This window comes from Micromonospora sp. NBC_01699 (assembly GCF_036250065.1).
In the GTDB taxonomy this organism is placed as follows: Bacteria; Actinomycetota; Actinomycetes; order Mycobacteriales; family Micromonosporaceae; genus Micromonospora_G.
The window spans coordinates 4,373,894-4,386,149 of sequence record NZ_CP109199.1 but is presented as its reverse complement, the minus strand read 5'-3'; the positions used below and the strand labels follow the sequence as shown (position 1 = coordinate 4,386,149).

Here is a 12,256-nt window from a genome sequence, read left to right as displayed (position 1 = left end):
ATATGGGTATACCGTCGGGCGATCACGGACGTAGGGTGCTGACCTTGTGAACAAGGTGCTGGAGACGGTCGTACCGGCGCGGTTGGGAACGGGCTACCGCTGGTTGCTCGCCTCGTCCTGGGCAACGAACCTCGGTGACGGCGTGGCGGTCGCGGCCGGGCCGCTGCTGGTGGCATCGCTGACCGACAACGCGTTCCTGGTGTCGCTGGCGGCGCTGCTGCGGTGGGCGCCGCCGCTGCTGTTCGGCCTGTACGCCGGCGTGCTGTCCGACCGGCACGACCGGCGCCGGATCGTGATCGTCGCCAACGCGGTCCGGGTGCTGGTGCTGGTCGTCCTGGTCGTCACCATGCTGACGGATCGGGCGTCGGTGGTCGGGGTGCTGGTGGTGCTGGGAGTGCTGGCCACCGCCGAGGTGTTCGCCGACAACACGTCGACGACGCTGACGCCGACGCTGGTGTCCCGCGACGACCTGGGGCTGGCCAACGTACGGTTGCAGACCGGTTTCATCACGCTCAACCAGCTCGCCGGCCCGCCGATCGGGGCGGCCCTGTTCGCGGCCGGCTCGGCCTGGCCGTTCGTGACCGAGGCGGTCCTGGCCGCCGCCGGTGCACTGCTGGTGTCGAGGGTCGTGCTGCCGGTCGCGGGACAGGAAGCGGCAGGTGCGCCGACGGGCGTGTGGCGGGAGATGGTCGAGGGTTTCCGCTGGACCGTGCGCCATCCGGCCATCCGTACGCTGTGTCTGACGATTTTGATCTTCAACGTCACCTATGGTGCGGCCTGGTCGGTCCTGGTGCTCTACGCCGGGCAACGACTGGGTCTGGGCGCCATCGGGTTCGGCCTGATCGCCACCGTCTCGGCGGTCGGTGGCCTGCTGGGAACGGCCCTGTACGGATGGATCACCCGACGGGTGAGCCTGGGTAACGTGATGCGGGTCGGACTGGTCATCGAGACCCTCACCCACCTCGCCCTCGCCCTCACCACCGTGTGGTGGCTGGCCTCCCTGATCTTCTTTGTCTTCGGCGCGCACGCGTTCGTCTGGCACACCACCTCCCTCACGGTGCGGCAGCGGGCCGTCCCGCTGCATTTGCAGGGGCGGGTGAACAGCATCAACACCATCAGCGTCTTCGGTGGCCTGGTCGTGGGCTCGGCCATCGGCGGCACGCTGGCCGCCCACTACGGCGTGACCGCACCCTTCTGGTTCGCCTTCGCCGGCTCGGCGATCTTCGTGGTCGCGCTGTGGCGTGAGCTGACCCGGATCGCACACGCCGACGAGCGGTCACCGGTGGTCGTCACGCCGGAACCGGCGTCGGCGCCCTCGTGACGTCGGTGCTCCGGCCCGGCCCAGGGGCATGGCCGGGACATCGCCGCTGTCGACGGCGGCCGGGACGTCGCCGCCGTCGACAGCGGCCGGGGTCACTCGTCCAGCCGGATCGCCCCGGCCGGGCAGAGGTCGACGGCCTCCCGCAGTCGGTCGGCGTACTCGGGTGGGGGCTCGGGCTGGTGCAGGACAACCAGCCCCTCGGCGTCGTCCTGGTCGAAGACCTCGGGCACCGTCACCACGCAGTTGCCCGAGCCGCAGCAGCGGTCCCGGTCGACCGTGATCCGCACCGGCTGGCCGCCGCTCACCAGGTGACCGGAAGTTCGGTGAGCCCGTACACGACCGAGGTGGTCCGGCCGGGTATGTCGGCCAGCGCGGCGTTGGCACGCAGGTCGGGGAACCGTCGGGCGAGTTCGACCAGCGCGATCCGCAGCTCGGCGCGGGCGAGTGGCTGACCGATGCACTGGTGTACGCCGAAGCCGAACGCGATGTGCTGGTGCGCCTGCCGGTCGAGGACGAAGTCCTCGGGGTCGCCGAACACGGCGTCGTCCCGGTTGGCGAGGGAGAGCAGCGCGATCACACCCTCGCCGGCCCTGACCAGGTGACCGCCGACCTCGATGTCCTCGGTGGCCAGTCTGGGCAGGCCGCTGCGCACGATGGTGAGGTAACGCAGCAGTTCCTCGACCAGTCCGGGCGCGAGCGTCGGGTCGGCGCGCAGCGCGGCCAGGTGGCCGGGATGTTGCAGGAGCAGCAGCGTACTCAGGCCGATCATGTTCGCGGTGGTCTCGTGGCCGGCGATGAGCAGCAGCAGGGCCATCCCCACCAGTTCGCCGACGGTCAGTTCGCCGGTCCGTACCCGCTCGTTGACCAGGCGGCTCAGCAGGTCCTCCGAGTCCACGGTGGACCGCTGTTTCGCCTCGATCAGGGAGCGCAGGTAGTCACGGAGTTCCTGGGCGGCGGTCGCGACGCTTTCCGCCGAGGCGCTCTGGTCCAGCAGGGTGTGACTGCGCGCCTGGAAGAACCCGTGATCCTGGTACGGCACCCCGAGCAGGTGGCAGATCACCATCGACGGTACGGGCAGCGCGAACGAGTGCACCAGGTCGGCGGGGGGACCCGCGTCGTACATGTCGTCGAGGGCCCGGTCGACGGTCTCCTGGATGAGCGGCTCGATCCGGCGAATATTCTTGATCATGAACTCGGCGGTGAGCATGCGGCGCAGCCGGCTGTGCTCCTCGCCGTCCATCCGGATGAAGCCGCCCTGCCGGTCCTCGTCGCTTCCCAGCGACACCGCTCGCAGCATCGGGAAGTTGGGTCGGCCGAAGTCGGCGCTGAATCCCGGATGGCGCAGCACCTGGCGTACGTCCGCGTGCCGGGTGACCAGCCAGGCCCGCTGGCCGGTGGGTAGCTGGACCGGGGTGAGCGGGTCGTCGATCGTGGCGCGGTCGGCCTCGGTGAGCGGGGCGAACGGGCTTGCGGTGTTGAAGAAAGGGAACAACGGCAGGTCGGTGGTCGTGGAGCCGGTCATCGACACCTCCGGTGATTGCGCACCGTATTCATAACGCTTCGATACGTTACCTATCGATCGGTGGTGCGGCAAGGCCGCCGCCGTACCGGACGATCGGCGGGCCCACGGATCGGGCGTTCCCGCATCGCGACCACGATCTCGGCGTCGGCGAGTCGCCGCACGAGCACCTCGGCGTCGTCCACGTGGTCGGTGAAGACGGTCAGCTCGACCCGGTCGCCGAGCCGGTTCCAGCCGCCGAACTCGCGCGCCACGTCCTGGTAGTCGTCGAGCACCGCGACCCGAACGGCCATCCTCGTCTCCCGCACCATCGTCACCCGCCGCTGACGACCGCCGTCGAAGCGGCGCGGACCACCCGTACCCGATCATGGCACGGACCCGGCCCGGACCAGCGGCTCCCGGCCGGACCGGCCGGCCCGGCGTCAGTGCCGGTCGGTCCGGAAAGTGCCGCGGTACGCCCGAGGCGCGACGCCGCTGACGCGTTTGAACTGGGTACGGAAGTTTGTCGGCGAGGTGAAGCCGACCTGGCGGGCGACCCGGTCGATCCCGTGGTCGGTCGTTTCGAGCAGTTCCCGGGCCCGGCGGATCCGCACACCGTTGAGCCACTGCATGGGCGTGTGGCCGGTCTCCTCGTGGAAGCGGCGGTTGAGCGTACGGATGCTCATGGCGGCCCGGTCCGCCAGGTCGCCGAGGTCGATGTCCCGGTGCGAGTTCTCCTCGATCCATTCGAGGACGTGGGCGAGTGCGGGTGCCGTCGGACCGGGGCCGGCGCGCACGATGAACTGCGCCTGCCCGCCGTCGCGGTGCAGCGGTGCGACGGTCAGCCGGGAGGCGTCGGCGGCGACCGCGGCCCCGTAGTCCCGGCCGACCAGGTGCAGGCACATGTCGATCCCGGCGGTGGCACCGGCGGACGTCACGATCTGACCGCTGTCGACGTAGAGCACGTCGGGGTCGAGGTCGACGCCGGGGAAGGCGGCGCGGAACCGGTCGGTCGCGGCCCAGTGGGTGGTGGCGCGCCGGCCGTCGAGCAGACCCGCCGCGGCGAGGGTGAAGGCGCCGACGCAGATGGAGGCGATCCGGGTGCCGGCGGCGGCGGCCTCGCGCAGCGCGTCCGCGACGGCTGCCGGGGTCGCGGCCGACGGGTCGTTGCGGCCGGGCACGACGATCGTGTCGGCGCGGGTCAGCGCGTCGAGCCCGTGGTCGGTGGCCAGCCGAATCGGTCCGGCGGTGACGGTGGGTTCGTCCGCGCAGACCTGTACCCGGTAGCCGGGTCGGCCGCCAGGCAGGCGCACCCGGCCGAACACCTCGATCGGCGTGGTCAGGTCGAACGCGATGGTGTCCGGCAGGGCGAGGACGACCACGGTGTGCACGGCAAAATCCTAGCGCCCGACCGTACGCGCGGCGATCGGCGAGACAGCGTGTGGATGGCGACAACACCTGGTCGGATCAGGTTGGCAAAATTCAGCCGGAGGATGGCATTCGAGCCAGTGGAGTTGTCGACCCGGGTTGCCGAACATGGACGGGGCACCGACACCCATCCGCACCAGTTCGAGGAGTCCCGATGTACGCCCAGATCGTTCTGTTCGACGGCTTCGACCCGCTGGACGTGATCGCGCCGTTCGAGGTGCTCGCGGCCGGCAGTGACGCGGTGGGTGGTGAGCTGGTCGTGGAACTCGTCCGCGCGCAGGGTCCCGGTCCGGTGGTGAGCGGCACCCGTGGCCTGGTGCTGGACGCCACCTCCCGGCTCGACCCGGCCAGACCCGGTTACGTCCTGGTGCCGGGTGCCAGCGGACCGACCGTCGGTGATCCCGACGAGGGGATCGAGACGATCCCGGTGCTGCTCGCCCGCTTCGGCGACACCGAGGCCGTGCCGTTGATCCGGCAGGCGCTGGACAACCCGGAGGTGACGGTGGCCGCCGTGTGCGGCGGTTCGCTCGCCCTGGCGATGGCCGGCCTGATCACGGGACGCCATGCCGTGACCCATGTGCAGGGCATGGACGTGCTACAGGCAACCGGCGTGTCCGCCGTACCGGCCCGGGTCGTCGACGACGGCGACCTGATCAGCGCCGGGGGAGTGACCTCCGGGCTGGACCTCGGACTGCACATCCTCGAACGCGAGTACGGGCCGAGGGTCGCCCACGCCGTCGAGGCCCTCTTCGAGTACGAGCGCCGTGGCACCGTCTGGCGGAACGTCGGACGGCAACCGGTCGCGGTCTGAGTCGCCCGCCAGGTCACCCGTAGTCGATCACCCGTCGCATCCGGAAGGAACTCGTGAACTCCATCGTCGGGACATGGGATCTGAGGCTGAGGACGCCGGTCGGCACCCTCGCCGTCGTCTACACCTTCACCGACACCGTGGCGGGCCCGCGCGGCCTGGCCGAGAGCACGGGCGAGACCGTCTCGCTGACCGACATCGAGGAGCAGGCGGCGGCCGAGGGCCGCCGGGTCACCTGGCGACAGTTGGTCACCCGGCCCATGCGGCTGAACCTGGACTTCGATGTCACCGTGGTCGGCGACACCCTCACCGGGCACTCCCGCGCCGGCCGACTGCCGCGCAGTAGCGTCACCGGCACCCGCAGGCCCGGCTGACCGCCCCAATTCCAGGAAAGCGGCCGGTCGAAATGGGGCCCGCCGGTCGGATGCCGTTTCCGTTCATCGGCGGAACCGGGTCAGCACCATTCGGCACGTACTGATTCTCGTCAGAAGAGTACCCGCCAGAGCACAATGCCGATGATTGCCAGCATCGTGATCGGCAGGGCGGCCTGTACCGCGGGTGGCTGCGTCACGAACCGCCGACGGAGCAGCGCGGCACGCCACTCGGTCCAGGCTCGGGCGCGAAACGCCCAGTCGAACTCCAGGGCCAGCAGCCCGAAGCCCGCCAACAACAGTGGCAGGCCGAACTCCGGAGCCCACAGCAACACCAGGCCCACCAGGGAAAGCAGGCCACCGCCGAGGTCGATCAGGGCCCGTACGACCGCCGGACGGCGCCGGTGACGCTCACGCCGAGCGGCCAGCCGCGTCGCCGTCGCCCGTTTGACCAGCTCACTGTCCGGAGAGTTCAACGTTCCTCCGCTCGAATGCCCGATCGGTGATCCCTCGGGGCGAGCGTAGGCGGAATGGCCTGCCGGTGTCCCTTTGATTAGCGCAGAGCAGACGAACCGCCATCGGGTCCCGGACCGACATATTCGGTAGAGCCGGTTCGTGTCGGATGGGGAACGCGCCGGCAAAGGCCGGTTCATTCGTACGACGTATCGAAAACGGTTCCGGTGCGCTCCGTTGTGGACGCGTGGCTCGGTGGCCGTACGACGGCGGGTGGGTTTGGGTTTTCCCTCGGGATCGACATCGAGTCGGGCTCGGGCACGCCACGTTTCGATCCCGCACCATGGGTAAATACGGCAGGAAGCGGAGGACGAGGTCCGCCACGTGGTTCGCCAAGATGGGAGACAGGGCATGAACGACTCCGCCATCCCGCCCGACGACCCCAACCGCACCCTGGTCCACTCCCGGCCCGACGATCCCGCACTGCCGCACGTCGCGGTCGCCGGCGGCACCTACACGATCCTCGTCGCCGGCGAACAGACCGCCGGACGGTACTGCCTGATCGACATGCGGGTCCCGCCCGGCGGTGGGCCGCCCCCGCACCGGCACGATTTCGAGGAGATGTTCACCGTGCTCGACGGGGCCGTCGAGTTCACCTTCCGGGGCGAGAGCACCGTGGCGAGGGCCGGGGAGACCGTGAACATCCCGGCGAACGCGCCGCACTTCTTCCGTAACTCCTCCGACCATCCCGCGCGCCTGCTCTGCATGTGCACCCCGGCCGGGCAGGACGAGTTCTTCCTGCGGGTCGGCGACCCGGTGGACGGCCCGACGGCACCGGCGCCGAAGCTCGACGCCGCGCAGCAGGACGAGCGGAAGGCACGGGCCGGACGGCTGGCAGCCGAGTACCGGACCGAGATGCTGACGCCCTGACGGTGTCGGGCGGGTGCCGAGGTGCCCGTGCGCGACGGGATCGGCCCCCGACCGGGGGAAGGTCGCTCGCCCTCCCCCGGATCGGGGCGTGGGTCAGTGCGACTTCCTGTGGAAGTTACGGGAGCACTGCTTCAGGTCGACCGTCACCCGCTGCCCCAGGTTGACGTTGACCGGCGTACGTTGCAGCACCGTGCCGTCCGGCCGTTCGCAGGTCAGGATCCACGGCTCGCGGTAGAACCCGGTCTGGTTCGGTTGCACCCCACCGGTCTGGTACGGAGGCACCGGCCGGTAGGACGGATTGACCGCCCAGCTGAACCTGCCGTTGGACCTGCTGACCTTCAGATCGGAGGTCAACGTCGTGTCGAACGGGGTCGGTCGGGTCGTCCCGTCCGACTGGAGGTGGGGCTGGGTGTACATGGTGAAGGACTTTCTGATCCGCAGCACCGCGCCCTTGGGCGCCCTGCCCTCGATCACCCCGTGCTGGTCCGGGTCGGCGGTCGTCTCCAACGCCTCGAACATGGCGAGCCGATGCTCGGCGTAGGTGTCCACGACCTGGGTCTGGAAGGTCCGTTCCACACCGGGGTCGGGGCAGGTCTCGGCGGTGAACGCCAGTCCCCGGGATGTGGTCGCGAAGGGATCCCGCGCTCCGCTACGCCAGCCAGCGGCAAGATCCATTGACCGTATCGATCAACGTACGCGCCGGTCAAGGGGCGACATCGGCGTACGCCAGTGTCAGTGGGTTCGGCTGGCCGCTCCACGTACCGGTGAGGGTCGGCCTGTCCGGCCGCTCGTCGCCGCCGGGCCGACGGATCACGGTGAGCCGCACCCGGCCCGCCGTGATCACGGTGGCGTCGTCCTCGTCCGTCACCACGGGACGGTGTCCACCGGCGGCGGGGACGTCGGCGTCACGGGTGCCGCTGCCGACGACGACCATGTCGGGATCGCGCCGATCGAGTCGACCGTCGACCTGGACGAACTCCTCCGCCTGCCCGGCACCGGTGTGGATGGTGCTCGCCAGCGCGGCGACGTACACCGGATCCCCGCACGCGTCGTACACCCAGCGCCGGCCGAGGACCGAATGCTCGGTGGTACCGACCAACCAGCGCTCGCCGCCGTCCAGGGGCGCGCCACGGTAGGTGAGCGGGACCTGGTGCGCCGGCGAGTCACCGGCGCTGACGAGGAGCGTCTCGATCCCGACCTCGCCCGCCGGGTCGTCGAAGCGGCAGGCCGCCACCCGGACGATCTCGGCGCCCGGCGACCCCCGGTACCAGCGGCGACCGGGCAGCCACGGCGCGAGAAGCTCAAGTTTGGTGGGGTGCAGTGAGGCTCGGTGCAGCAATGCCATGATCCCGATGCTATCGGCAAGGTCATCGCCGCTCGAACGACGCCCGCGGGCCCGTCGATCGCCCGACCACGGTGGGCGGGACCTGCCCTGTAGGGTGCAGACAATCGCTTCCGGCCCCGTGAGCTGGGAATCTGGGGCTGCCGGCGGTGCCGACCAGAGGAGAGGCTACGGGTGGGTGCGCGTTTCGAGGAGCTCGACTGGCGTGAGACGGAGATCGGCGCGATCAGTCTGCGTCGCCGGTTCGACCCGTCGCTGCGGGTCGAGGTGTACGAGGTCAAGCTCGACGACGAGTTCCTCATGTCCAGCCTGTTCACCGTGGCCGAGGTCGAGCTGGCCCGGCTGGGCCTGGCCGAACTCTCCGGTGGCGACCTCGACGTGATCGTCGGCGGCCTCGGCCTCGGCTACACCGCACGAGCGGCGCTGGAGGATCGGCGGGTGCGCTCGCTGACGGTGGTCGAGGCGCTCGGTGCGGTCATCGGCTGGCACCGGGACGCGCTGCTGCCGTACGCCGCCGAGCTGACCTCGGATTCGCGTACCCGGCTGGTGCACGGCGACTTCTTCGCCATGGCCGCTGGCGACACCGGGTTCGACCCCGACGCCCCCGGTCGCCGGTTCGACGCCGTCCTGCTCGACATCGACCATTCGCCACGTCAGGTGCTGCATCCGGGCAATGCCGCCTTCTACACGCCCGACGGCCTACGGCGGTTGGCCGGGCGGCTGCGGGCGGGCGGGGTGTTCGCGCTCTGGTCGAACGATCCACCCGACGACGACTTCATCGCCGTACTCGACGAGGTGTTCGCCACGACGAAGGCGCACGTCGTCAGTTTTCCCAATCCGCTACAGGAACGCATCGCCACCAACACCGTCTATGTTTCCCGGCTGACCTAGTGGGCGGCATCAACACCCGCGAGATCTGACGTGCAGAGGGGCCCTTCCCATCGCAACACGACGGGAAGGGCCCCTTTCTGCTGGTGGGTTAGTTGGTGTCGACGATCATGCCGGCGGCGACGGTGCGGTTGGTGGTCTCGTCGATGAGGATGAAGCCGCCGGTGGTGCGGTTGCGGCGGTATTCGTCGGCGAGGAGTGGGATCGTGGTCCGGAGTCGGATCCGGCCGATTTCGTTGAGGCCGAGTTCGGTGGCGGTCTCGTCGCGGTGTAGTGAGTTGACGTCGAGGCGGTAGTGGAGTTCGCGGATGACGGTCCGGGCGGTGCGGGTGGTGTGTTTGATGGCGTATTTCGCACCGGGGCGTAGCGGCCGGCTTTCGTCCATCCAGCAGATCATCGCTTGGATGTCCTGGGCGATGGTCGGGGCGTTGTTCGGTCGGCAGATCAGGTCGCCGCGGGAGATGTCGATCTCGTCGGTGAGGCGGACGGTGACCGACATCGGTGGGAACGCCTCGGTCACGGGTCCGTCGGCGGTGTCGATGCCGGCGATCCTGCTGGTGAACCCCGACGGCAGGACCATCACCTCGTCGCCGGGTTTGAGTACCCCGGAGGCGACCTGTCCGGCGTAGCCGCGGTAGTCGGTGACCGTGGTCGACTGCGGGCGGATCACGTACTGGACCGGGAACCGGACGTCGACCAGGTTCCGGTCGGAGGCGATGTGGACCCGTTCGAGGTGGTGCAGCAGCGACGGGCCCTCGTACCAGGGGGTGTGTTCCGACCGGGTGACGATGTTGTCGCCGTGCAGGGCGGAGATCGGGACCACGGTCAGGTCGGGTGCTTCGAGTTTCGCGGCGAACGCGGTGAACTCGTCGCTGATCCGTTCGAAGACGTCCTGGGACCAGTCGACCAGGTCCATCTTGTTGACACACAGCACCAGGTGCGGCACCCGCAGCAACGAGCACAGGAACGCGTGCCGCCGGGACTGCTCGACCAGGCCCTTACGGGCGTCGACCAGGATCAACGCCAGGTCGGCGGTCGACGCACCGGTGACCATGTTCCTGGTGTACTGCACGTGCCCGGGGGTGTCGGCGATGATGAACTTCCGCCGTGGGGTGGCGAAGTACCGGTACGCCACATCGATCGTGATGCCCTGCTCCCGCTCGGCCCGCAGACCGTCGGTGAGCAACGCCAGGTTCGTGTACTCGTCCCCCCGAGCCGCACTGACCGCCTCGACGGCGGCCAACTGGTCGGTGAACAACGACTTCGTGTCGTACAACAGTCGGCCGATCAGGGTCGACTTCCCGTCGTCGACACTCCCGGCGGTGGCGAAACGCAACAGGTCCATCGCCCGACCCTCGACCGGAACCACCTCGGTGACCGCTGTGGTGCTCATCAGAAGTAGCCTTCCCGTTTGCGGTCTTCCATCGCGGCCTCGCTGACCCGGTCATCACCACGGGTCGCCCCACGCTCGGTGATCCTCGTCGCGGCGACCTCCTCGATCACCAACTCCACCGAGTCGGCGACCGAACGGACCGCCGCCGTGCAGGAGGCGTCACCGACCGTCCGGTACCTGACCCGCTCGGTAAACGGCACCTCACCACCACGCGGGGCGATGAACTCGTTCACCGCGTACAACATCCCGTCCCGCTCGATCACCTCACGCTCATGCGCGTAGTAGATCGACGGCAACGCCAACCGCTCCCTGGCGATGTAGTGCCAGATGTCGAGCTCGGTCCAGTTCGACAACGGGAACACCCGGATCGACTCACCCGGATGATGGCGACCGTTGTACAACGACCACAACTCCGGCCGCTGGTTCTTCGGATCCCACTGCCCGAAATCGTCCCGGAAGCTGAACACCCGTTCCTTCGCCCGCGCCTTCTCCTCATCCCGACGCGCACCCCCGAACAGGGCATCGAACCGGTACTTCTCCACCGCCGCCAACAACACCGGAGTCTGGATCCGGTTCCGCATCCCATCAGCGGACTCCCGCACCAACCCCGACTCCAACGCCTCCGGCACCGACGCCACCACCAACTGCAACCCCAACTCGACCACCCGCCGGTCCCGATACTCCAGAACCTCGGCGAAGTTGTGCCCCGTGTCGACGTGCATCACCGGAAACGGGATCCTGCCCGGAGCGAACGCCTTCTGCGCCAACCGGAGCATCACTATCGAATCCTTACCGCCCGAGAACAGCAACACCGGACGCTCCAGCTCGGCCACCACCTCACGCATGACGAAGATGCTCTCCGCCTCCAGAGCATCCAGATGCGACACCCGGTACGCCGCCGGGGTAGTCATGTCCACGTCTGCCATCGCGGTCAGCCGGCTGCCGTGGTCGTCGCCGGCACGAGGGACAGGTGCCGGCGCAGTGCGGCGAGCAGTGGCTCGGCCAGTTCCGGCCGGCAGACCACCAGATCGGGCAGCCGGGGGTCAGCCTCGTTGTATCTCAGCGCAGAACCGTCGATTCGGGAAGCGTGCAGACCCGTGGCCGTCGCCACAGCCACCGGCGCGGCCGAATCCCACTCGTACTGACCACCCGCATGCACGTACGCGTCCACCTCACCACCGACCACCGCCGCGATCTTCGCACCCGCCGACCCCATCGGCACCAACTCCGCACCCACCTCCTCCGCCAACTCCGTCAGGAACGCCGGCGGCCGACTACGACTCGCCGCCAACCGGATCGTCCGCCCATCCGGCGCCGCCGGTCGGGGCGGGGGATTCTCGGTGCCGAGGGTGCGGTGCTGGGCGGGCAGGGCGACGGCGCCCGCGACGAGCCGATGCTCCGTCGCGGCGGTACGCGCCCAGAGCGCCACGTGCACCGCCCAGTCCGACCGGCCCGGCTCGGAGAACTCCCGCGTCCCGTCCAACGGGTCGATGATCCACACCCGGTCGGCGCCGAGCCGGTCCGGTGCGGCTCCGGCCGTACCGTCGGCCCATGCCCGCCGGGCGTCGTCGTCCTCCTCCGAGAGCACCGCGTCGGTGCCCCGGTGCCGGGCCAGTTCGTCCCGCAGCAGGTGGTGCGACGCTTGGTCACCCGCGCGCTTCAACGCGGCCGGGTCGTCGTGACCGTGTTCGGCGCGTACCCGCAGCAGCAACCGGCCGGCCCGCTCGGCCAACCAGGCGGCGAAGTCACCGTCCGACGTGGGAGCAACGGAGCTGGGGGGTTCCAGCACGTTCATCGACGAGCACCTCCGGGGGAGACGTTGAC

General features: G+C 69.5%; 15 protein-coding genes. 5 read left to right on the top strand and 10 right to left on the bottom strand.

Going from position 1 to position 12,256, the window contains the following annotated elements; all coding sequences use genetic code 11:
- Nucleotides 1-46: 46 nt before the first annotated feature.
- Entirely contained in the window at nt 47-1,321 is a 1,275-nt protein-coding gene (locus OG792_RS18850; protein WP_329100645.1) for an MFS transporter, read from the top strand.
- A gap of 92 nt (nt 1,322-1,413) precedes the next feature.
- Here the strand turns inward: OG792_RS18850 and OG792_RS18845 are convergent, their stop codons facing one another.
- The 4 genes from OG792_RS18845 to OG792_RS18830 form a co-directional block, all read right to left on the bottom strand.
- On the bottom strand, nt 1,414-1,626 hold the full coding sequence (locus tag OG792_RS18845) for a ferredoxin (protein WP_329100643.1): 213 nt from the start codon (nt 1,624-1,626) through the stop codon (nt 1,414-1,416).
- A complete protein-coding gene (locus OG792_RS18840) occupies nt 1,623-2,843 on the bottom strand; it encodes a cytochrome P450 (protein ID WP_329100641.1) in 1,221 nt (406 codons plus the stop codon). Before OG792_RS18840 ends, OG792_RS18845 begins: the two co-directional genes overlap by 4 nt.
- Nucleotides 2,844-2,893: 50 nt before the next feature.
- Nucleotides 2,894-3,133, bottom strand: coding sequence for a hypothetical protein (locus OG792_RS18835; protein ID WP_329100639.1), 240 nt, complete (start codon nt 3,131-3,133; stop codon nt 2,894-2,896).
- A gap of 129 nt (nt 3,134-3,262) precedes the next feature.
- Nucleotides 3,263-4,210 carry a GlxA family transcriptional regulator gene (locus OG792_RS18830; protein ID WP_329100638.1) on the bottom strand — a complete coding sequence of 316 codons (948 nt, stop codon included), beginning with the start codon at nt 4,208-4,210 and terminating at the stop codon, nt 3,263-3,265.
- Between the two features lie 191 nt (nt 4,211-4,401).
- Here OG792_RS18830 and OG792_RS18825 point away from each other — a divergent pair, with 191 nt between their 5' ends.
- Nucleotides 4,402-5,058 (top strand): DJ-1/PfpI family protein, encoded by a 657-nt coding sequence (locus OG792_RS18825; RefSeq protein WP_329100636.1) that lies wholly within the window; start codon nt 4,402-4,404, stop codon nt 5,056-5,058.
- A 53-nt stretch (nt 5,059-5,111) separates the two neighbouring features.
- Entirely contained in the window at nt 5,112-5,429 is a 318-nt protein-coding gene (locus OG792_RS18820) for a hypothetical protein (protein ID WP_329100633.1), read from the top strand.
- Nucleotides 5,430-5,539: 110 nt separating this feature from the next.
- Here OG792_RS18820 and OG792_RS18815 read toward each other — a convergent pair whose 3' ends face one another.
- Complete coding sequence (locus OG792_RS18815) at nt 5,540-5,902, bottom strand: PGPGW domain-containing protein (RefSeq protein WP_329100632.1); 363 nt, start codon at nt 5,900-5,902, stop codon at nt 5,540-5,542.
- Nucleotides 5,903-6,290: 388 nt separating this feature from the next.
- Here OG792_RS18815 and OG792_RS18810 point away from each other — a divergent pair, with 388 nt between their 5' ends.
- Nucleotides 6,291-6,809 carry a cupin domain-containing protein gene (locus OG792_RS18810; RefSeq protein ID WP_329100631.1) on the top strand — a complete coding sequence of 173 codons (519 nt, stop codon included), beginning with the start codon at nt 6,291-6,293 and terminating at the stop codon, nt 6,807-6,809.
- Between the two features lie 93 nt (nt 6,810-6,902).
- On the opposite strand, the gene OG792_RS18805 is transcribed toward OG792_RS18810, so the two are convergent.
- Together OG792_RS18805 and OG792_RS18800 are read right to left on the bottom strand one after the other, a co-directional pair.
- Entirely contained in the window at nt 6,903-7,484 is a 582-nt protein-coding gene (locus OG792_RS18805) for a hypothetical protein (RefSeq protein ID WP_329100630.1), read from the bottom strand.
- Between the two features lie 28 nt (nt 7,485-7,512).
- Nucleotides 7,513-8,154, bottom strand: a complete 642-nt coding sequence (locus OG792_RS18800; RefSeq protein WP_329100628.1) for a CG0192-related protein — start codon at nt 8,152-8,154, stop codon at nt 7,513-7,515.
- A gap of 171 nt (nt 8,155-8,325) precedes the next feature.
- Here OG792_RS18800 and OG792_RS18795 point away from each other — a divergent pair, with 171 nt between their 5' ends.
- Nucleotides 8,326-9,042, top strand: a complete 717-nt coding sequence (locus tag OG792_RS18795) for a spermidine synthase (RefSeq protein WP_329100626.1) — start codon at nt 8,326-8,328, stop codon at nt 9,040-9,042.
- Between the two features lie 88 nt (nt 9,043-9,130).
- Here OG792_RS18795 and OG792_RS18790 read toward each other — a convergent pair whose 3' ends face one another.
- Genes OG792_RS18790 through OG792_RS18780 form a run of 3 tightly spaced genes read right to left on the bottom strand, consistent with a single transcriptional unit; the run spans nt 9,131 to nt 12,227 of the window.
- On the bottom strand, nt 9,131-10,432 hold the full coding sequence (locus OG792_RS18790) for a sulfate adenylyltransferase subunit 1 (protein ID WP_329100624.1): 1,302 nt from the start codon (nt 10,430-10,432) through the stop codon (nt 9,131-9,133).
- Complete coding sequence (gene cysD, locus OG792_RS18785) at nt 10,432-11,343, bottom strand: sulfate adenylyltransferase subunit CysD (protein ID WP_442932484.1); 912 nt, start codon at nt 11,341-11,343, stop codon at nt 10,432-10,434. The genes OG792_RS18790 and cysD overlap by 1 nt, the downstream gene beginning before the upstream one ends.
- Nucleotides 11,344-11,363: 20 nt before the next feature.
- Nucleotides 11,364-12,227 (bottom strand): 3'(2'),5'-bisphosphate nucleotidase CysQ, encoded by an 864-nt coding sequence (locus OG792_RS18780; RefSeq protein ID WP_329100621.1) that lies wholly within the window; start codon nt 12,225-12,227, stop codon nt 11,364-11,366.
- Between the last annotated feature and the right edge of the window lie 29 nt (nt 12,228-12,256).